Source organism: Oleidesulfovibrio alaskensis DSM 16109 (assembly GCF_000482745.1).
Lineage (GTDB): Bacteria > Desulfobacterota > Desulfovibrionia > Desulfovibrionales > Desulfovibrionaceae > Oleidesulfovibrio > Oleidesulfovibrio alaskensis.
The window spans coordinates 602,427-624,108 of the sequence record NZ_KI519494.1 but is presented as its reverse complement, the minus strand read 5'-3'; the positions used below and the strand labels follow the sequence as shown (position 1 = coordinate 624,108).

Genomic DNA, 21,682 nt, shown 5'->3' with positions numbered 1-21,682 from the left:
TTATGGCTATCCCACTTGACCGCCCCTCGCAACTGCCCTATTTTTCGGTATTATGAACTGGGACTGGGAAAAACTGCAAGAAAAACGGCAGAGGCAGTCGGGCGGAACACCGCCCGGCAACTGGGGCCCCAAGGACCCCGGCTCCGATCCGCTCGGAGACGGAATCAAAAAGCTGCGTGAGTTCCGCTTTCCCGTAGGTAAGCTTGCTCTGGCACTGCTGGTGCTGCTGTGGCTTTTTTCGGGCGTCTTCATCGTGGAACCGGACGAGGTCGGTGTTGTATTGCGTTTCGGCGAATACAACAGAACCGTCCAGCCCGGCCCTCACTATCACATGCCCTTCCCCATGGAAACAGCGTACACCCCCAAGGTGTCGCAGGTGCGCCGCGTGGAAGTGGGCTTCAGAAGCTCCGAGGGTTTCTCTCAGGGGCAGCTGCGTCCGGTGAAGGAAGAGTCTCTGATGCTCACGGGCGACGAAAACATCGTCGACGTGCAGTTCATCGTGCAATACCAGATAAAAGACCCTGTGGCCTTTCTGTTCAATGTCTCGCAGCAGGCTTGGACAGTAAAAAGCGCCGCCGAAGCCGCCATGCGTGAGGTCATAGGCTACAATGCCATCGACTCTGCCCTGACGGGCGGTAAACTGGACATACAGAACAAGTCGCGTGACCTGCTGCAGGGCATTCTTGATAACTACAACGCCGGTGTGCATGTGGTTGCCGTGCAGATGCAGGATGTGCACCCCCCCAAAGAAGTCATAGATGCCTTCAAGGATGTGGCAAGCGCACGCGAAGACAGAAGCCGCATAATCAACGAAGCCGAAGCCTATCAGAATGAAATTCTGCCGCGTGCACGCGGTCTTGCCGCCGAAATAATCAACCAGGCGGAGGCATACAAGGAAACCAGAATCCGTGATGCCAAGGGTGAATCGGCGCGCTTTGTCAACGTGCTTGCCGAATACAACAAAGCCAAGGATATCACACGCAAGCGCATGTATCTGGAAACAATGGAAACCATTCTTTCCAACCCTGATCTTGAAAAAATTATTCTGAGCGGTAAAGCGGGCGGCGTAGTGCCGTATCTGCCGCTGGACAAGCTGGACGCGGACCGCGCCAGAAAGGGAGCGCAGCAATGAGCAAGAAAACCGTTCCGGCACTGCTCGCGGCCCTTATTGTCATAGTGGCTGCCGTGCAGTCTTTGTACACCGTGCACCAGACAGAAAAAGCCATAGTGCTGCAGCTGGGTGAACCGGTAGGCGAAGTGATGGGACCGGGCCTGCATGTAAAGATGCCGTTCATCCAGAACATCATCTATCTTGACGCCCGGATACTGGAATATGATGCCAATCCGGCAGAAGTGCTGACCAGCGACAAAAAAGCGCTGCTGCTTGACAATTACGCCCGCTGGCGCATTACCGACCCGCTGCTGTTCTACCGTACCGTGCGCACCATACGCAGTGCGCAGGCACGTCTTGACGATATAGTCTATTCGCAGATGCGAGTCTTTCTGGGTCGCTATCCGCTGAGCGAAGTCATTTCGTCCAAACGCTCCGTAATCATGGAAGAAGTGACCAAACGGTCTTCGGAACTGCTGAAGGATTACGGCATGGAAGTGGTGGATGTGCGCATAAAACGCGCTGACCTGCCGCCGGAAAACCAGCGGGCCATTTTCGGCCGCATGCGGGCCGAACGCGAACGTCAGGCCAAGCAGTACCGGTCCGAAGGGCAGGAAGAAGCCACCAAAATACGGTCGCTGGCCGACCGCGAGCGTGCCGTCATGCTGGCCGAAGCACGGCGCTCCGCCGAAGTTATCAAAGGCGATGGCGAAGCGGAAGCCACACGCGTATATGCCGCAGCGCTGCAGCAGGCGCCGGAATTCTACGCATTCAAGCGCAGTCTGGAAGCATATGAAAAAAGCCTGAAAGGCAAAACGCGTATCATCATGTCTTCTGACGAAGACTTCTTCAACTATCTGCAGTAATACGTCCCCACGTCACATGTTACACTTGTGTCACTCGACACAAGTGTAACATGTGACACTTTTTTCAGGCCATCTGCCTAGCCTATACGCAAAAAACTTCAAAATGTCCGCCATGCAATTGAACATGGCATTCATTTTGTATATACAGCCCCGAAGATACTTTCAGGCTCCTGCATATTCCAGCGGCACTTCATGTTATCAAAGCAAAGTCGCATGGTTCTGTACGCCTGAACAAAGCTGTCTTTCCGGTGTGTGTTTTTGTGTCTGCCAGACAGGGGGTTAAGACACGCAACCGCTACCGGAAAACTTGTACCGTACACCGCGGACAGAATACGCCGATGCGGCCATGGGGGGCCGTGCGTACCGGTCTGTCCGCTTTACATCCGCGCCGCTTGCCGGCGCATGTCGTTCGGTCCGTTACCACGACCGACAAAAGGCGGGAGAATATCGTGTCTACATTCGATGAAGTCTTCGAACGCATCAAAATGGCCACCAACACGCGTACGCAGGTGGAACTGGCCGAGGTGCTGGACATACGTCAGTCCAGCATTTCCGATGCCAAACGCCGCAACAGCGTGCCTTCGGACTGGTACATGAAGCTTTTCGAAAAGTTCGGTCTTAATCCGGACTGGCTGAAAATGGGCAGCGGCCCCATGTACCTGCGAACCGAACAGGGCTACCAGCCGGTGGACGGGCCTGCCGCCGGGCAGGTTTTTGAAGATCCGGCAAAATACGGCGATCCCGATGCCAAAAGCACCGTGGTCACCGTGTACGCCATGCACGACGATCAGGCCGCCGAAGAAGAACTGCCGCATAAAAGTCTGAGCAAGCTCAGCGTGCCCCAGTCCTTTGCCGGAGCCGCCATGCAGGTCTTCCGCGTGGATGCCACCAGCATGGAACCGCTTATCGCCAAGGGAGCTTTTGTCTGCCTGGACACCCAGCAGAAGAGCATCATCTCCGGCGAGCTGTACGGCGTATTCATACCGTACGAAGGAATCGCCATCAGGCGCGTATTTCTTGACGCGCAGAACCAGCGGTTCATCCTGCGGTCAGAAAATCCGGCCCTGCCGGAACAGTACCTGCCGCTGGGCAAACACCACTCCAGCATCGTGGGGCGGGTTTCCTGGGTACTCCAGAAGCTCTGATTCCCTGCACGCAAAGCCGGACGCCCGCGTCCGGCTTTTTTTATCACCGCACGGTCAAACTCCGCTGCGGGCTTGCCTTTACCCCCGCGCTGTAAGAAACTATCCGACAGCCGGTTCCCCCACGGTATCCGGCAGAGTCTTGGCAACCGGTACAGACGGAAATCAGCATGCGTGTTTTTTCTGCCCTCATGCGCCGCTCATGCGCCTTTTTTCTGATGCTTGCACTATGCCTGTGCCTGCAGACAGCAGGGCACGCGCATGGGCAGACACTGGAATTCCGGTGTGATGACAGCCTGCCGCCCTACGAGTTTCTGGCCTACGGCAGGGCGCAGGGCTTCACCGTGGACCTGGTACAGGCCATCGCCCGCGACAGCGGGCTGCATGTGCAGATCATCCCCGGACCGTGGCATGTCATCAAGGCGGAACTGGACGCCGGCAACACCGACGCGCTGACCGGCATGTACTATACGCGCGAAAGAGCGCGGCAGGTTCTGTTTTCAGAACCCTATACCGTGGTCTCGCATTCCATTTTCGTGCGCAAAGGCTCCCGCGCCATGACGGCAGAAGACCTGAAAGGCGCCGTGGTGGCGGTGCAGCGCAACGACATCATGCATGAATACGCGCAGAAGCACCTGACCGGCAGCACCCTGCTGCCCTGTACCACCCGTCTGGAGGCTCTGCAGGCCGTTTCGGACGGACGGGCAGAAGCAGCGCTGCTCGGCAGGCTCATGGCCCTGCAGCTTATGTATGAACACAACATCACCAACGTCACCGTATCGGGAGAAGCACTGCTCACCACCCCGCTGTGTTTCGGTTTTGCACCGGACAGAAAAGACATCATGGTCATTTTCAATGAAGGGCTGGCCCATCTCAGAATGACCGGTGAATTTGACGTCATCTACGAAAAATGGTTCGGCCGGCTGGAACGCAGGGCTGCAGAAGAAGTGGTGCGCCGTTACGCGGCATGGGTGCTCACCCCGCTTTTTTTCATCATGGCCGCAGGACTCTGCTGGCTGGTTATTCTGAAAAAACGGCTTGCCCGCCGTACACTGCAGCTGCAGATACAGGTGGAAAAGCTGCAGGAAACCGAAAAAGCCCTTGCCGAAAGCGAGCGGCAGTACCGGTCCATTTTCGAAACCATCCGCGACGGATTCTACAGGGCCGACATGCAGGGGCGCGTTGTATTATGCAACCCTGCGGCGGCCGACATGCTGGGTTATTCCATGGAGGAACTGGCAGGAAAAAACATAGCACAGGACCTGTACAGACACCCCTATGAACGCCGGAAACTGCTCAGCCATCTGGAACGCGAAGAAGCAGCGGCCAATGTTCAGGTTGAAATGCTCCACAAAAACGGCAGCATTGTGCTTATAGAAACCAATTCACGGCTCGTGCGCGATGAAACAACAGGGGAACCCGTGGCCGTGGAAGGCGTCATACGCGATGTGACAGCGCGTAACAGACTGGAAGCGCTTATAGCCAGAACGGAAAAAATGATATCGCTGGGGGGGCTGGCTTCCGGCATGGCACATGAAATCAACAATCCGCTGGGCGCCATCCTGCAGGGGGTCCAGAACATAAGCCGCAGGCTCGACTCCCGCCTTGCCGCAAACATACAGGCTGCGGCAGACAGCGGTATCAGCACGGAAGGGCTGGAAGACTATATCCGCAGACGCAATATACGCAAATTGCTGCACAGCGTGCGCAGCGCAGGTGAACAGGCGGCGGGCATAGTGCGCAGCATGCTCAGCTTCAGCCAGACAGGAACTCCTGTCCTCATGCCCAGCGACATCAATGCACTGACGGAACGTGTCATCACGCTGGTGCGCAGCGAATGCCGTCTGTCCGAGCAGCTGTGTTTCAGCGACATAGCGCTGCACGTCGAGCTGGCATCAGGACTGCCGCCCGTGCCCTGCAGTCCGGCAGAAATAGAACAGGTGCTGCTGCATCTGCTGCGCAACGCCGCTCAGGCGCTTGCCCACGGAAAAACAACAGCCCCGCGCATAACCATACGCACGGCACTTGATGCCCGCCATATACGCATAGAGGTGGAAGACAACGGCCCCGGAGTGGATGAAGATACCGCACGGCGCATATTCGATCCATTTTTCACCACCAGAGAAGTGGGACAGGGCACCGGACTCGGACTTTCCGTCGCGTACTTCATCGTTACCCAGAACCATAACGGCAGCATTTATCATGAACCGGCAGAATCCGGCGGCGTGCGTTTCGTCATCCGCCTGCCGCTTTTCCCCGGTGCCCCCTCCGGACAGGATGCCCGGCCCTCCTCCGCCCTTTGACCTGCCCTGCGAAAAACCGCATAGTGCCGCTGAATGCACACAGAAAATCAATCCACTGCGTGTTCCGTCCGCTTTGAAGTGCCGGAACCAACGGCAACCCTGCTGTCGCTGCTTGCGGATGATGCCGCAAAAGGCAGCGGACTGGCCTATGCACGGTCTGTGCTCGGACCGCTCACAGGATGGGATATACGGCAGCTGCCTGCCGCACTGCATGCCGCACTGGCAGAAGCGGATGCGCTCGCACCGTTGCAGGTGTGGCTGCGCTCGGACCGCACGCAGCCTTTTGCGTGCATGTTCAGCCACGGCGGTGCAACCTTCCGCCTGAATGTTCACTGCCGCAGCATAACAGCGGGAGAAAAAGCCCTGCAGACTGCGGTTGCAACCTGCGAACCGGCCGAAAACCGTCTGCCGCAGACCGACACACCCGGAACCATACCGCCTCTGCTTGACCGCTTTCCGGCCTTTGTCGCACTTATCGGACAGGATTACACCGTCCGTTACGCCAACCGCACCTTCCGCGAAATGTTCGGCGACGACGCATACGGTCCCTGCTACCGGTGCATTCACGGCCGCCAAAGCCCCTGCGACGTATGCGCGCCGTTCGATGTATTTGAAACAGATTCCCTGACCATATCGGAGTGGGAGCACCAGCCCACGGGCAAGGCATTCAGAACTTTCGCCTATCCTTTTGCACTGGATGACGGCAGCACATGCGTGCTTGTCATAGGGCTTGATATCTCGCAAAGCCTCAAGGCGCAGAAGGCGCTTATCCACAGCGAACAGCGCTACAGAGCCATAACCGACAACCTTGCCACCGGCATAGCCGTTGTGGATGCCAACGGATGCATTCAGGCGGTGAACCCCAAAATCACCGAATGGTTCGGCAGCACCATTTCCGGCGGTGTGTTTGTGGATGATCTCTTCAGCCTTATACGCAGCGCGGCACCGCCGGTGCCGCAGCAAAGCCCTCCCGCCGGCACCGGCGCCGCACAGTCGCTGCTGCTTGCCATTCTTTCCGGAGCAACATGGGAAACGGAACTGCCCCTGAAAAGTCTTTCCGGTGAACGCACATTCCGCATTGTGGTCTGCCCTGTGCTGGATTCTGAAGACATGGCGGGAACATCCGTACTTATGCTGGATGACGTGACCGAAAGGCGTCAGGCGGAACAGAGCCTGCAGCGCACACGCAAGCTTGAGGCCATGGGAACACTGGCCGGCGGCATAGCCCACGAAATCAACCAGCCGCTCAACGCGTTGCAGCTGTATGCCAGCGGGCTGGAGATGATGCTTGAAAAACACGGTTCCATTGAACCGGACGTGCTGTACAAACGTCTTTCGTGGATTCTGCGCGAGGCAGGCAAAATACGTGAAATAATCGCCCACATGCGCGCCGTGGTCATGCAGGAGGAAACCCCGCACTGCGGTCCGGTGATGGTGGAAGAAGCCGTGCGCAGCGCGCTGGGGCTGGTAGGCGCGCAACTGCAGTCACACGGCATCACCCTGCAGCTGGATTTCGGCAGGCAGGTGCCTGTGGCTTACGGCAATGCCGTACAGCTGGAACAGGTGGTCATCAATCTGGTGGTCAACGCCATGCACGCGCTGGACTCTGTTGACATTGCAGAAAAAACCATCACCATACACACCGCTGCCGCTCCCAAAGGGATGGCCATGCTGGTGGTGGAAGACAACGGCCCCGGTCTGAACGGACTGCAGGAACGTATTTTCGACCCTTTTTTCACCACCAAGGAAACCGGCAGCGGCATGGGGCTGGGGCTTTCCATTGTACATGCTTTCATAGAAACGTGGGGCGGGTCGGTGCACGCCGGCGACAGACCGCCGCCGGAGCGGGGAGCCCGCTTTGTCATACTGCTGCAACCCGCCGGAGACTGTCATGCGCATAATGATAATAGATGACAACACCAACAGTCTGCAAAGCCTCAGTGTGGTGCTGAGCGATCTGGGGCACGACCCAGACGCGTTCAGCAGCCCCGTTGATGCGCTGCGGCAGGCCCGTCAGCAGTATTACCCGCTGGTCATCACCGACATACGCATGCCGGAAATGGACGGGCTGAGTCTGCTGACAGAACTGAAGGCACACCCTGCCACCGGCAGCAGCGATGTGGTGCTCATCACCGGCCACGGCGACATGCACACCGCCGTCGAAGCCCTGCGCAAAGGCGCCTACGATTATCTGGCAAAGCCCATCAATGCGCGCGAACTGGCAGCCGTGGTCGAACGCAGCGCCGAACATCAGGCCCTGCTGCTGGAAAATAAAGACCTCAGACAAAATCTGGACGCCCGTGTGGACAAGGTGACCGGCACCCTGAAGGCCGACCTTGAAAAAGTGCGCAGCCGTCTGAAGCGCGTTGTAGGCATAGGCAATGTGGTGGCTCAGGCACCCGCCATGCGCCGGGCCATGGATGAAGCGAGAATCTTTCACCGCGACCCCACCGTGCCGGTGCTGCTGGAAGGCGAAACAGGCACAGGCAAGGAAGTGCTGGCAAGACTCATCCATTACGGTGACACAGGCACGGAAACCCCGTTTGTGGCCATCAACTGCGCCGCCATTCCCCACGACCTGTTCGAAGCCGAACTATTCGGACACGAGGAAGGCGCCTACACCGGCAGCCGCTCCGGCGGTTCGCCGGGCAAGCTGGAAGCAGCCGACACAGGCACACTGTTTCTGGACGAGGTGGCCGACCTGCCGCTGCAACTGCAGCCCAAGCTGCTGCGTGTGCTGGAAGAACACACATTCTACCGTGTGGGCGGCGTAAAAAAACGTACTTTCAAAGCCCGTGTCATATGCGCGGCCAACCAGAATCTGGCACAACTTGTGGAGCAGGGAGCCTTCCGGCGCGACCTGTATCACCGGCTCACCGTGGGACACATCACCCTGCCGCCGCTTCGCAGCCGCCCCGAAGACATTCCGCTGCTGGCTGAAATGTTTCTGCTGCGCGAAGCCTCGCGCAAAAAAAAGCTTTTCCGCGAAATAGCGCCCGAAGCGCTGGCCATGCTGCAACAGCACCGCTGGCCGGGTAATGTGCGCGAACTGGAAAACGCCATAGAACGGGCAGTGCTCATCAACGACGGGCACCTGCTGCAGCCGCGGCATCTGCGTTTTCTGCAGGAGCATACACCGCAGGAAGCCCCCTGCACCTCTGCTGCATGCACCTGTGCGCTGACTCCGGAAGCGCTGACCTTGCCCGAAGGCGGTCTTGACCTGGAAGGGCTGATTACACAGATAATGCGCAAGGCCGTGGACAAATTTGACGGCAACAAAAGCAAGGCTGCTGCCTATCTGGGCATTTCACGCTTTGCACTGCACAGGCGCCTACAGAAATAGCGCGCCTGCGCACACCCGTGCGATAGCGCACGTGCATTTGCGCACACTCCCCCGTTGCATGGGAGAAACCAAAATCGCCACAAAGAATAACTTACTGTAAAATATAACCATAAAAAAGAATACAGGGCATATTATCATACCGGCACGCAGTTTGCTGTGGTTACAGGGAAACGCGGCCGGTTGCCAGTTACAGGCGTTCACCCCCCCAATGCCGGCCGCTGTTTCCCCGGGATCTGAATGCCGCAACCTCTCTGCCCCATCCCCCCCCAATGCAGAGGGTGCTCTGACGGCAGCAATTCAGACCTTTCACGGGCCTCCGGACGGGCTTTCCCCCCCCAACCCGCCGGAGGCCCCACTTTTTTCTCCGTTGCCTGCCGCTGCGGACTTGACCGTACAAGAATGCGCGGAGTCCTTGCGGTATGCGGCATGCAAAAAGCCGCCGGAATACACCGGCGGCTTTTTGCATGCCGCATGGCAGAACAACCTTTCAGGCGCCGGTTCGCCTGCGCGCAGCGGCGGCTAGGCCCAGGGCGCTATGGTCCGGTTTGTGCGCCACGAGCACGGTACCCGCAGACCATAGGCTTCCGCATGTTCCAGCACCGCTTCGGGCGCTCCGTCCAGTGCAAGTCTGCCCTTATGCAGCACCGCCATGGTATCGGCCATGTCCGCCAGCGGTTCCACATCATGCACAGAAACAATCTGCGTCAGCCCCTCTGCTGCATTGTGCCGCAAAAGCCCGCGCAGTTCACACATGGCCGGATAGTCAAGGCCGCTGAAAGGCTCATCCAGCAACAGCAGCTGCGGGGCGCGCAACGCAGCCGCAGCAAGGCACAACTTACGCTTCTGCCCGTATGACAGCGTCTGCACCGGACTGTTCCAGTGTCCGCCCAGACCGAACCGATCAGCCATACCGCGTGCAGCCGCAACGGCAGCGCCGGCGGTTCCCGTGGTCAGCAGCAGGTCTTCCTCCACAGTGGAGCCGATTATCTGAAGGTCGGCATCCTGCAGCACCAGAGCAGACTGCGCCCGCAGGGCGCGTTCCGCGCCCGGACTGCTGTGTCCGCCCACTCTCACGGTACCCTGAACAGGCGAAAAAAGTCCCGCCAGCAGAGAAAGCAGAGTGGATTTGCCGCTGCCGTTGGCTCCGCACAGGCAGACAAGTGCACCGCGCTCCACATGCAAGGACACACCGTCCAGCACCGGTTCCCCGGCCCCGGCGTAAGTAAACGAGACAGAAGACACATCTATCACTGCGGCAGCAACCTTCTGGTCAGAAGAAAGCGGTACGAAAGCACCGCGGCAAGAGCTTTCAGGCAGTCACCTGCCAGAAAGGGAATAACAGCCACAGACACAGCCCCTGTCAATTTCATGTCCAGCAGCGCGGCAAGCCGCAAGGTGCCCAGCAGATAGGTAAGCGCCAGTGCAGCCAGCGCACCGGCAAGCTGCAGCACAAAAGGCAGCCGCCGCCCCGCGCCCAGCAGTCCGCAGGCCCATGCAGACACAGCAAAACCAGCCAGAAAACCTCCGGTGGGACCAAGCAGATGCGCAAAACCGGACCGGCCTCCGGAAAAAACAGGCAGCCCCACGGCTCCGGCCAGCACATACAGCAGCACCGCGAGCATACCGTGCACCGGGCCCAGCACAAAACCGGCCAGCAGCACAAAGTATACCTGCAGGGTCATGGGCACAGGGCCCACCGGCACGTACATAAAGGCTCCGGCGGCAATCAGTGCGGCCAGCAAAGAAAGCCACACCATGCGGTGCAGCGACGACAGCGGCGAATCATTCATGAATATCTCCGGAAAAAAGACTGCCGCACGGAACCCGCGGCGCAGAGGCACATGTTAGCGGCAGGGCTCTGCGCGGTCAATGCACCCGCCGCCGTACTGGACGTGATGTCCGGCATGGGGTAACTATCCTGCCCTGCGGAGAACCATGACAAACCCCACAAGACGACTTACCGGCTATACCCCCAGCGTCACAGTACGCATATGCGGACGCACCTGGACGCTGGAGCGCGCCGCCGATCTGGAAACGCTGTGGCAGGCCATGTCCGAAGCCGATCTGGACGACGACGAACGCCTGCCCTACTGGACCGAACTTTGGCCCTCCAGCATTGCTCTGGCGGAACAGATTCATGCCGCGCGGCACGAACTGAATGGCAGAGTGTGTCTGGACATGGGCTGCGGGCTGGGGCTGACTGCCCTTGCAGGAGCATGGGCCGGAGCCAGAGTCATCGGCATGGACTACGAGGAGCAGGCGCTGCGCTTTGCGCGCCGCAACGTGCGCCTTAACGGCATACCGCACGAAGCGGCACCGCTGTGGACAGTCATGGACTGGCGGCATCCGGCCATACGGCGCCGCAGTATCGACATGGTGTGGGGCGGTGACATAATGTACGAAAAACGCTTTGTTGGCCCCGTACTCGACTGCATAGACCATGTTCTTTCCCCGCACGGACGCGCATGGCTGGCGGAACCGGGCCGAAGTGTGTACAAGTTTTTCCAGACAGCGCTGCAGGAACGCGGCTGGCGGTCCCGCCTGCTGGCAGACCGGCCCACCCCTGCCCTGTACGAACAGACATGTCCGGTGCCCGTCCGCCTGTGGGAACTGACCCGCGGCGCCTCCGGCGCAGGCCGCGCACGCTGACTCTGCACCGCTTTGCGGCACCGTCCGCCAGACGCATCACCACAAGGAGCAACTTATGGGCCAGACCATCCGATTCGGCGTTTCACTGGACTCCGACCTGCTGGAAAAATTCGACGCCCTGTGTGATGAACGCTGCTATCAGACCCGCTCGGAAGCAATCCGCGATCTCATCCGCAACACGCTTGTCCAGCAGGAATGGGAAGATACCGGACGGGATATAGCGGGAACCCTGACACTGGTTTTCGATCATCACAAAAGCGACCTGCAGCAGCGGCTGACAGAAATACAGCACGATGAGCACGATCTCATCATCACCACGCTGCATGTGCATCTTGACCATGACAACTGCCTGGAAGTGCTGGTGCTCAAAGGCCCCGCAGAACGCGTGCGCAACCTCGCCCAGAGGCTGACATCCACCCGCGGCGTAAAACACGGCAAACTGAGCCTGACCACCACCGGACAGGATCTGGCCTGATCCGGCTCTGATGCGCCTCTGGTCCGGATCTGATCCGCCTCTGGTCCGCCTCTGATCCGGCAGCAGCTCCGGGCGCAAGGCCGGGGTTTTTGGTGTTTTTTCTTTTCGGCACGGCACGCAACACGCTAACAGACTAACCGGAAAAATTATGGAAGACGTACAGAACAGCCCTTCGCAGGTTCCTCTCGCCATTGACACCGTGGGTGTAAAAAGCCTGCATCTGCCGCTTATTGTCAGCGACAGGGCCAACGGACACCAGCATACCGTGGCCGTGGTGGATATCGGGGTCGAGCTGCCGGCACGTTTCAAGGGCACCCATATGAGCCGCTTTGTCGAAGCGCTGGCTCACTGGGACGAACACCTGAACTACCGTACCATCAAAAGCCTGCTGGAAGATGTGAAAACGCGGCTGCAGGCCAGAAAAGCCCATGTGCATTTCCGTTTTCCCTACTTCATCGCCAAAAAAGCACCGGCAACCGGCAGCCCCGGGCTTGTAAGCTACAACTGCTGCCTTACGGGTGAACTGGCCGACGGCAGACCCGCCATGATGCTTGATGTGGAAGTGCCTGTCATGACGGTTTGCCCCTGCTCAAAAGCCATAAGCGACGAAGGCGCCCACAGCCAGCGTGCACTGGTGCGCATCTCGCTGCGCATGAAGGAATTCTGCTGGCTGGAAGAATTCATCGAACTGGCGGAACGCTCCGCCTCTTCGCCGGTGTATACGCTGCTTAAACGCGAAGATGAAAAGTTCGTCACCGAAGACGCATTCGCCCATCCCACTTTTGTGGAAGACGTGGTGCGCGCTGCGGCCCAGCAGCTGGAAGCCCATCCCAGTGTGTCGTGGTTCCGGGTCGAGGTGGAAAGCATAGAGTCCATACACAACCACAGCGCATTCGCCCGTATTGAAAAACACAAATAGCCTGCCGCTGCCGGTACGCAGCACCGCACCGGCAGCAGACAGCGGCGCAGCACAACCATCAGGCGCAGTCACCGGCACACACCGGCAGTCTGCGCCTTGTCTTGTCTGCATGCCGCAAACACTTGTTATATAATCAACGGGCTGCATAAGACGCATCGACAAACTGCAGAGCCGTGGCTATACTCTGCACAAAGGAGGGCAGAGCCATGCGGATAGAAAGCAATCTTCAGGCGCTCAACGCCTTTTCCATGCGTCAGGCGGTTACTGCCGACAACATTGCCAATGCATCCACCGACGGCTTCAGATCGCGGGAAGTGGTTCTGGAAACCGGCCCGCAGGATCAGGGCGTACAGGTGGCCGACATCCGCCGCAGGCAAGAGTCTCAGGCCATGGACGAACTGCGGCGCGAGCAGGCTCTCAATGCAGAGACACATGGCGCGCAGGAACCGGCAGCCCCCAGCGACACCGATCTGGTGCGTGAAAGCGTGACCATGATGGAAAACCAGCGCGCCTACGAAGCCAACGCGGCGGCCATACGCGCGCAGGACGAAATGACAGGCACGTTCATCGACGAAATGGTCTGATCTTTCCGGTCCCTTGTTCCAGCCCTCCGGCTTCCCGTGATTTTTTCTGATTTGGGTTGACTTTGCGTCATATTTTTGACACGCATCGATGTGATACCTGTGATACCATTTCCCCGCAGCAGTCATGCGGGTTCGGAGGCTCAATGGAGCTAAAGACAGCCGGCATTATCGGGCAAAGCTCTTCGCTCAGAGATCTTTTTCGCGTACTCGCCAAAGTGGCACCCACCGACAGCACAGTGCTGGTCACCGGAGAATCCGGTACCGGTAAAGAGCTGCTTGTCCGTGCGCTGCATATGAACAGCCAGCGCGCGGACAAACCTTTTGTGCCCATAAACTGCGGCGCCATTCCGCGCGAGCTGCTCGAATCTGAACTCTTCGGACACGAAAAGGGAGCCTTCACCCACGCCATCCGCACGCGTCCCGGCCGCTTTGAAGTGGCGGACGGCGGCACTATTTTTCTGGACGAAATAGGCGAGATGGACCTGACGCTGCAGGTCAAGATACTTCGCGTATTGCAGGAAAAAGAAATCGAGCGCGTCGGCGCCACAGCCACCCGCAAAGTCGATGTACGCATAGTGGCGGCCACCAACCGCGATCTGGAAACAGAAGTCCGCGAAGGCCGGTTCCGCGAAGACCTGTACTACCGCCTCAACGTCATTCCGCTGCACCTGCCTCCGCTGCGCGAACGCGGCGCGGACATTCTCATGCTTTCAGAGCACTTCCTGTGCAAATTCTGCCGCAGCAAAGGACGCACGGCTCTCCGGCTGGACGACGGCATCCGGCGCATTCTGGCGGCCTACCCGTGGCCGGGCAACGTGCGTGAGCTGGAAAACTTCATGGAGCGGCTGAGCATACTGTGCGACGAAGACAGCGTGCGCCCCCACGACCTGCCCCGCAAAATTCTGGACGCAGTGGGAGATGTGGCACAGCTGCCCGAAGTGCCCGAACCGGCCCCCGCGCCGGCACCGCAAGGCTTTGCGTGGCCGCGCATCGAAGACATGCAGCAGCGCGGGATGGACCTGAAACAGTTCATAGACACCGTGGAGGAACGCCTGCTGCTGGAAGCACTGGAAAAAGCGGACGGCGTCAAAAATCAGGCCGCTGAAATACTGGGGGTAAAGCGGACAACCCTCATCGAAAAATTGAAAAAACGTCAGCTGGACAAATAATTCCGGCACACGGCCGTTATTACGCCGCCGGCATATATCCGGCTGCAGGCGGCGGTTGCAGCCCCCGCCGTCTGACCGAATACCGCGGGCCCGCAGCGACGGCAGGCACACGGCAGACGCTGCGGCATCATCCTCCGGTCATTGCACGCCTTTTGCATCCCTGCACTGGCAGCGCGGCAGACCGGCAACCTCCGCAGCCCGCTGCACACAATCCGGCACCCGCCCCCTGCGGTCCGGAATATGGCAAAAGAGAAAGGTGTGATTCGCAGCAGCTTTTCCGCCGGTATCATCCGGCTTCTCGCAGCCGCTCTGGGGCTTGTCCTGCTTCTGCCCGCCACAGGCAGGGCCGCTTCGTGGTATTGGGGCGCCCACCCGCAAAAAGAACGGCTGGTCATAGAGCTGGACAGGCCGGTAGGCCCTGCCGCCGTTTCGCGCACCGGCAGACGCACCGTCACAGTACTGCTGCCCGCACCCGAAACGCTGAGCCGTAGCGCCGGCAGCCCCGCCACGGACAGCGCAGCGCTGCTCGGCACGGTACGCAGCGCCGGCAACACCATATCCATTGCCACACGCACAGATGCCTTCGGTTACATAGTGCTGCCCCGGCAGGGCAACAGGCTTGTCATCGATTTTTTTGCAGACCCTGTCGGTACACGCTGGCGCCCGGCGGAACAAGCCGCCCCCGCGGAACAGCCTCCCGCTGCCGCGGCCGCCGCACAGGGCAGAAAGACCGCATCTCCAGCCGGTCCGGCGGCCCGCGCCGCCTCGCCCTCTCCGGCAGAAAGACCATCGGCCCGCAACTCTTCCGGCAACGCAGGACGCGCGCTGACTCCGCCTGCGGCACAGCAGAGCACAGCCCCGTCCGGCACTGCCCGCACCCCTGTTGTGCAGCCGCCGGCAGCTGCCGCCCCTTCCTCACCGGTAGCGGAGGAAACACTGGACGACCGCCCCGCCCTGCAGGCAGCCGCCGACAACCTTATCAAAGCCGCACAGAAAATTTCCGGCGAACTTAACGACCAGCTGAAAAACGGACTTTCCGGCCGTAATGCCACGCCGCAGAGCAGCCCCGCACCCGTCAACGCCACGCCGACGGAAATGCAGCAACAGGGCGGACAGGCTCCTTCCGCCGGTACGCGGACACAGGAACAGGCTCCTCAGCCGTTTTTTTCCGTGCCGTACACATTCCGCTCGCGCATCAACACCGGCGGGCCCGAAGCATGGAAACCGGTACCGCCCAAACTGACCCTGCCTGTGGAAGTGCTGCCCGTTGCAGAGGACGACACTGCTCCCCCGCAGACGGCAGAAAATACCGTACGCGGCGTCATCGGCCCCGCCACGGGGCCGTACCTTGACGAGGCGGGGGCTGCACCCGCGCCATCTGCCGCACAAAACCTGCAGGCAGACAATGCGGAAAGCACCCCACCGCAAACCGCACAGCCGCCTGTGGCCGCTCCCGCAGCCCGTCAGCCCGTGACGGATACTGCGCTGCCCGCGGCGCAGGGTGACAGCGCAGGCGGTACCATATCGCAGGAAGAACGCACAGCGCCGCCCTATCCCGAGGCTCCGGCGCCGGATGTCAGCACCGGCAGTGTCACCGCCCCTTCAGGTGATGCGGTACAGGTGCCCCCCCGCGAGCTTGAAAAAGTTTCCGGCACGGAAAAGGCCGCCCCGCAGGAAGAAATCGTCTACGTGGACGAAGACGGCAACCCGGTGGACCCGCCGCCCACTTCGGCCGAGCTGCTTTTCAGGGCCAAGGCCGCCATGAACAACGGCGACCAGCAGACCGCACTTGAAACTCTGGAGGAGCTGCGCCGCCGCAATGATCTGGAGCCGGAACTGCAGGAGGAAATGCTCTACCTGCTGAGCGACGTGCTGTATTCGCGCGGAAAAGATGACCTGCTGGCCAGTTACGACACCATCACCAGCGCGCTGACCGAGGCCATGAACTACAACCTGTCTTCCGAACGCATCCCCGGCGCGCTGCTGCGTATGGGGCTTATCAACCTGAAGATAGGCAACATCCGCGAGGCGGAAGCATATTTCAACATACTGAAGCGCGAACACCCCGACGATGAGAATATTCCGCTCATCTACTATTACTGGGGCGACCACTTTTTCAATAAAGGCCAGTACCAGAAAGCCGCCGACCAGTTCCAGTTTGTGGTGCAGAACCATCCGGATTCCCGTTTTGTCCGCGAATCGTCCGTGGGGCTGGCCCGTGCGCTCTACCGTCTGGGCTATTATGATCAGGCGTACCAGATTGTGGACTACATCGAAAAACGCTGGCCGCGTTTTTATGTGGAGTACCCGCCGTTTCTGAACATGATGGGCGATGTGTCATACCGCATGCAGAAGTACGAAAAAGCCCGCATCCATTACTGGACATATTATAACATCGATCCCGACGGTGAAGAGGCCGACCTGATTCTGGCCAGGCTGGGCGACATATATCTGCGGCAGGACAAAACCGATGCGGCCCGTGAAGTGTATGAAGAGGCGGCGCGCAAATTTCCCGACAGGGACGGCGGTCTGATCTCGCTCATGCGTCTGGCCGAGGAAGGCATATACGACACCCCCAGCATCGGTGACATGTTCACCGTGTTTGACAGGCCGTTTTCTCTGCGTCCTCGGGATATCTACCTGAAAATAATCAACGAACACCCGCAGAGTGATCTTGCGCCGCTGGCACAGGTCAAGCTGGCCATGTGGTATCTGTGGAACAGGCAGTACCCCGAAGCCATGGCAGCCGCCACGGACTTTGCCGAAAAATACCCCGCGGGCGAGCTGCTGCCCCGTGCGCGTGAAGTGGCCATGAAAGCCTTTAACATTCAGGTGGCCGACAACATAGACCAGAACAACTACGCGCGGATAATGCAGGTATGGGATCAGTTTCCCATCGTGCGCGGGCAGGAAGGCGAGCTGACTCCGGAAAGCCGTATCGCTCTGGGCATGAGCATGTCTGAACGGGGTGATCCGGCCAAGGCTCTGGAAATCATCGACCCGTTTTTCCGCGGACTCAAAGTGCCGAGGTACAGCGAAATGGCTCTCAATCTGGCCCTTTCCATATACCTGCAGCACGAACAGTGGGACGACATCAAAGATCTGGCAAAACGCACCGAGCTGTGGGAACTGAATCCGGAAGCGCAGCGCCAGCTTGATTATGCCCGTGCTCTGGCCATGGAAAACACGGGAGAATCCGAAGAAGCCACGGCGTTGTGGAAACGCCTGAAGACGGATCAGGATGTACCCCAGAGTCAGGAAGCCTACACCCAGTATTTTCTTGCGCGCGATGCCGAAAAGCGCCGCGATCTTGGTGAAGCCTACAAACTGGCACAGGGAGCACTGCGCAATTTTACCGAGATGGCCGAAAAAAATCCGGCACAGGCGGATAACGGAAAAATCAAAGACCTGCTGAGCCTGCTTATGGATATCACCGAAAGCTCCGGCAGAGCACGGGAATCGCTGGACTGGGCCAAACAGTACGCCGAACATGTGAAACCGGGCGACGTGGACTATCCTGCACTGCGCTACCGTCTGGCACGGCTGTATAAAAAGACTTCAGACGTTGAGCAGTGGCGCACCATTCTGACCGAACTGCGGGACAACAACCCGCAGTCGCTGTACGGCCGCATGGCCGCTTCGGAACTGCGAACCCATGAACTTTCACAGGACGCGGCCCAGTTTTCCCCCACGGGAAGGCTGTAACCCGCGGGTGCAGAGGGAAAAAGCTCATGAACACCACCGGCAGCACCGCATCCGGGCAGCAGGACGCACAGCACATACGCCGTCCGGTAGTGGCAGGCCGCTTTTACCCCGATTCGCCCGCCGAACTGCAAAGCATGCTGCGGGCATATCTGGACGAAGCTGCCGCACCGCCGCAGAAGCCTACTCTGCTCGCCATGGTGCCCCACGCGGGCTATGTATTTTCGGGTGCGGTGGCAGGTTGCACTCTGGCGCAGGCCATGCTGCCGCAGACGCTGTTTGTGCTGGGCCCCAACCATACCGGCAGGGGATCCGGCATTGCCGTCTGGCCGGAAGGCGTCTGGCGCACCCCGCTGGGTGATGTACCCGTGGACAATGCGCTGGCCGCCGAATTCTGCGCGCTCTGCGCGCCGGCCCGGCCTGATACGCTGGCCCACAGTGCCGAGCACTCGCTGGAGGTCGTTCTGCCGTTTCTGCAGTTCCGCGTGCCCCGCGTACGTATTGTGCCTGTATCCATCGGCGATCCGTCACTGGCGGTGCTTACTGCCGCAGGCGCCGCAATGGCGCAGATCATACGCCGTGCGGCTCAGACGGCAGACCCCGGCAGGCAGAACCGCATAGCCATGGTGGTCAGTTCGGACATGACGCACTTTCTGCCACAGGATGAAGCCCGCCGCCTTGACGCCATGGCGCTGGAACAGGTTACCGCTCTGAACCCGCAGGGGCTGTACACAACGGTGCGCGAGAAGCGCATTTCCATGTGCGGCGTGCTGCCCATGACCGCGGCACTGGAAGCCTGCCGCCTGCTGGGCGCCACGGGCGCACGCCTGACACGCTATGCCACATCCGGAGATATAACAGGAAAGACTGACAGTGTGGTGGGCTATGCCGGAGCGCTGGTGGATGTGCCCTAGACGCGACGCTGCCGCCGCATGGTGCAACGTCACAACGGTACAACGGGGCAACTATACAACGGGGCTCACACCAGATGCAGATACGCGCTCAGGCTTTCCAGCCCCAGCAGACGGCAGTCCACATAATGCTCGGCATACCGGGCAAATGTTTTCTGCCTGCCGAAGACGGGGTACTGCCAGTCTTCTCCCCCGAAAGCCAGCCCGTGAAACGCCGCCACCTGAGGATGCACCGGCAGGATGAATTCGGGATAGGGGTCGGCAAATCCGGCGCATACGTCAGCTGAAAGCTGCGAAAAACCTAGGGCACGCAGCACGCCTCCGGCCACATGCAGCAGCAGCCTGCGGCCCGGATGGTTTATGGTGTTGAACAGCAGCTCCCCACGCCATAACGACTCCACAAGATCAACGGTACGCACCACGGTTTCCTCTTCCTTGGCACGTTCCACGGCCAGCGATTCGCGCAGCATGGCGTCCAGATCGTACTTCGCTGTCAGGTCCGTGTGCAGATACACGTACAGAATCTCTTTTTTCTCCAGCCCCATATCAATCAGATGATCAAGGTATACATCGCCGAATTCGCTGGGACTGCGGCTGGTCCACAACGGCCAGTATCCCTTGAAAAGCATGTTGGGCAGACGCAGCACCTCGGCCGCGGGTCCCAGCCGGTGCAGCAGATGCGCCGAAGCCTGCTCCGCCCACTTTTCTCCCAGATGCTGAAAAAGAAACAGCCGGCAGGATTCCAGTTCGCGGTCCGGAATCTGCTCCCGCTGAAAATTTGTATATTTGCGCACTTCGAACCTGCGGGCGAAGGCGTCGCAGGACAACAGCAGACGCGCCAGCGGATCGCCCTGACAGTTGGCGTGTATAATGCACAGTTCCTTTCGCATACAGGGTATCTAGGGCACAGCGGCGCTTACGGCAACCCCCGCCACCACGTGCGCCATGCACCTGCGCCGGTCCGGAGACGCCTGCACAGCGGACATGATGAAACACACACATACTCCGGCGGCAAAAAATAATCTGCAGCCACAGGCATCCGGCAACGGCAAAACCATGCGGCATGACACACAAACATGCCGCAGTGCACGGCTCTGTTTTTCCGCGTTCTGCCGCCCCGCGCTTTACGTCTTTGCCCGCACAGTGTACAAGCTTCGCGCAACAGCGTACTCTGCTGCGCAGCACATGCCGTCACGATCATCCGCGTCCGGCCTGTCCCTGTCTGCAATCTACGGATGAACAAGGCTTTTCCGGTGATGAAACCTACCGCTTTCCGGGCGAAACGCATCATAACCATGACCGAAAAGCGGCTGGCTGCCGCTGCCGCCACACCGTTTTCATCCGGTATATCTCCGCAATATCAGCAATTTTCAGGTTTTGCTTCAACACCCCGTCCCGTTTTCGAAGACGGGGTTATTATTGTGCGCGACAACACCATTCTGTGTGTGGAACCCCACAGCCGGTTTGTCCGCCGCGCGGGCATACCGCTGCACGATCTGGGGCCGGTTACACTGGTTCCCGGCCTGATAAACTGCCACAATCATCTGGAACTGAGTCATCTGCACGGCAAAACCCTGCTGGGAGAAGGATTCACCAGCTGGGTCGGGCACATGATCCGGCAGGATATGACACCGCAGGAAGAGGCCGTGCTCAATGCCACGGCATTCATGCACCGCACGGGCACAGTACACGTGGCAGACATCACAAGCCGCGCTCCGGCGCTGGTGGCACGCTGCGCGCAGCAGGCCGGTCTTTCGTACCACCTGCTGCTTGAATGGTTCGGGCATATGCCGCCCGCGTCCGGCGCTCCTGCCCTGCCTGATGCGGCAGCACAGCTGCCTCAGGCCGTGCTGCAGGCATGCTGCGCTCCTGCCGGACACGCCCTGTATTCCACCCATCCCGAACGGCTGCGGCAGGCAAAAGACTGGTGCCGCGCGCACCACATGCCTTTTTCCATGCATCTGGCAGAGCATCAGGGCGAAGTGGAAATGCTGGCTACCGGTACCGGTGCATTCAGGGATCTGCTTTCCGTACGGGTGCTGCCCGCAGACTACACCCCGCCGCGCTGTTCGCCTGTCAGCCATGCCCACGCGCTGGGGCTGCTGGGTCCGGGTACGCTGGCCGTCCACTGCGTGCACTGCGACCGGCACGACATCCAGACCCTTGCCCGCAGCGGCACGGCCGTTTGTCTGTGCCCGCGCAGCAACAGCGCCATCGGCTCGGGTGATGCCCCTGTAAACAGTTTTATACAGGCCGGACTGCTGCTGTGTCTGGGCACGGACAGTCTGGCCTCGAACCATGACCTGAACCTGTGGAATGAGGCCCGCGCGCTGCGCGACCGGCACGGAGCAGCCCCCGATAATCTGCTGTTCATGCTCACAGCCGGCGGCGCTCAGGCTCTGGGCCTGAACAGACTGGGAGCGCTTGCCCCGGGCATGGCCGCCGGATGGGCCGTAGTGCCCGACGACCTCTGCCCCGCCTGAGCAGGCACGAACCGGGACATGTATC

17 protein-coding genes are annotated in these 21,682 nt (G+C 59.8%); 14 read left to right on the top strand and 3 right to left on the bottom strand.

All coding sequences use genetic code 11. The features are described from left to right. Positions 1–52 precede the first annotated feature (52 nt). From hflK to H586_RS0114920, 6 genes are all read left to right on the top strand, one after another. On the top strand, positions 53–1,132 hold the full coding sequence (gene hflK / locus H586_RS19480) for an FtsH protease activity modulator HflK (RefSeq protein WP_011368719.1): 1,080 nt from the start codon (positions 53–55) through the stop codon (positions 1,130–1,132). Further along, positions 1,129–1,977, top strand: a complete 849-nt coding sequence (gene hflC / locus H586_RS0114940) for a protease modulator HflC (protein WP_011368720.1) — start codon at positions 1,129–1,131, stop codon at positions 1,975–1,977. Before hflK ends, hflC begins: the two co-directional genes overlap by 4 nt. A 449-nt stretch (positions 1,978–2,426) precedes the next feature. Beyond that, positions 2,427–3,122 (top strand): LexA family transcriptional regulator, encoded by a 696-nt coding sequence (locus H586_RS0114935; RefSeq protein ID WP_011368721.1) that lies wholly within the window; start codon positions 2,427–2,429, stop codon positions 3,120–3,122. Between the two features lie 167 nt (positions 3,123–3,289). Beyond that, on the top strand, positions 3,290–5,422 hold the full coding sequence (locus tag H586_RS20260; protein ID WP_051364050.1) for a transporter substrate-binding domain-containing protein: 2,133 nt from the start codon (positions 3,290–3,292) through the stop codon (positions 5,420–5,422). Between the two features lie 33 nt (positions 5,423–5,455). Then, complete coding sequence (locus tag H586_RS19470) at positions 5,456–7,336, top strand: PAS domain-containing sensor histidine kinase (protein WP_051364049.1); 1,881 nt, start codon at positions 5,456–5,458, stop codon at positions 7,334–7,336. After that, entirely contained in the window at positions 7,314–8,765 is a 1,452-nt protein-coding gene (locus H586_RS0114920) for a sigma-54-dependent transcriptional regulator (RefSeq protein ID WP_011368724.1), read from the top strand. Before H586_RS19470 ends, H586_RS0114920 begins: the two co-directional genes overlap by 23 nt. Positions 8,766–9,284: 519 nt before the next feature. On the opposite strand, the gene H586_RS0114910 is transcribed toward H586_RS0114920, so the two are convergent. Together H586_RS0114910 and H586_RS0114905 are read right to left on the bottom strand one after the other, a co-directional pair. Beyond that, entirely contained in the window at positions 9,285–10,016 is a 732-nt protein-coding gene (locus tag H586_RS0114910) for an energy-coupling factor ABC transporter ATP-binding protein (protein WP_011368725.1), read from the bottom strand. Beyond that, positions 10,013–10,555, bottom strand: a complete 543-nt coding sequence (locus H586_RS0114905) for a biotin transporter BioY (RefSeq protein ID WP_011368726.1) — start codon at positions 10,553–10,555, stop codon at positions 10,013–10,015. Before H586_RS0114905 ends, H586_RS0114910 begins: the two co-directional genes overlap by 4 nt. A 145-nt stretch (positions 10,556–10,700) precedes the next feature. Here H586_RS0114905 and H586_RS0114900 point away from each other — a divergent pair, with 145 nt between their 5' ends. From H586_RS0114900 to amrB, 7 genes are all read left to right on the top strand, one after another. Continuing rightward, the gene (locus H586_RS0114900; RefSeq protein ID WP_027182446.1) at positions 10,701–11,414 is read left to right on the top strand and encodes a class I SAM-dependent methyltransferase; all 714 of its coding nucleotides are present in this window, start codon (positions 10,701–10,703) and stop codon (positions 11,412–11,414) included. Between the two features lie 55 nt (positions 11,415–11,469). Then, the gene (gene nikR / locus H586_RS0114895) at positions 11,470–11,889 is read left to right on the top strand and encodes a nickel-responsive transcriptional regulator NikR (protein WP_011368728.1); all 420 of its coding nucleotides are present in this window, start codon (positions 11,470–11,472) and stop codon (positions 11,887–11,889) included. Positions 11,890–12,037: 148 nt separating this feature from the next. Beyond that, on the top strand, positions 12,038–12,808 hold the full coding sequence (gene folE2, locus H586_RS0114890) for a GTP cyclohydrolase FolE2 (protein WP_011368729.1): 771 nt from the start codon (positions 12,038–12,040) through the stop codon (positions 12,806–12,808). A gap of 206 nt (positions 12,809–13,014) precedes the next feature. Then, positions 13,015–13,392, top strand: coding sequence for a flagellar basal body rod C-terminal domain-containing protein (locus H586_RS0114885; protein WP_011368730.1), 378 nt, complete (start codon positions 13,015–13,017; stop codon positions 13,390–13,392). A 143-nt stretch (positions 13,393–13,535) separates the two neighbouring features. Beyond that, complete coding sequence (locus H586_RS0114880) at positions 13,536–14,561, top strand: sigma-54 interaction domain-containing protein (protein ID WP_011368731.1); 1,026 nt, start codon at positions 13,536–13,538, stop codon at positions 14,559–14,561. Positions 14,562–14,819: 258 nt separating this feature from the next. Then, complete coding sequence (locus H586_RS0114875) at positions 14,820–18,266, top strand: tetratricopeptide repeat protein (RefSeq protein WP_155891406.1); 3,447 nt, start codon at positions 14,820–14,822, stop codon at positions 18,264–18,266. Positions 18,267–18,292: 26 nt separating this feature from the next. After that, positions 18,293–19,177, top strand: a complete 885-nt coding sequence (gene amrB / locus H586_RS0114870) for an AmmeMemoRadiSam system protein B (RefSeq protein ID WP_051364047.1) — start codon at positions 18,293–18,295, stop codon at positions 19,175–19,177. Between the two features lie 65 nt (positions 19,178–19,242). Here the strand turns inward: amrB and H586_RS0114865 are convergent, their stop codons facing one another. Further along, complete coding sequence (locus H586_RS0114865; protein ID WP_011368734.1) at positions 19,243–20,064, bottom strand: WcbI family polysaccharide biosynthesis putative acetyltransferase; 822 nt, start codon at positions 20,062–20,064, stop codon at positions 19,243–19,245. Positions 20,065–20,430: 366 nt separating this feature from the next. On the opposite strand from H586_RS0114865, the gene H586_RS0114850 reads away from it, so the two are divergent. After that, positions 20,431–21,657 (top strand): amidohydrolase family protein, encoded by a 1,227-nt coding sequence (locus H586_RS0114850; protein WP_011368735.1) that lies wholly within the window; start codon positions 20,431–20,433, stop codon positions 21,655–21,657. Positions 21,658–21,682: the final 25 nt, after the last annotated feature.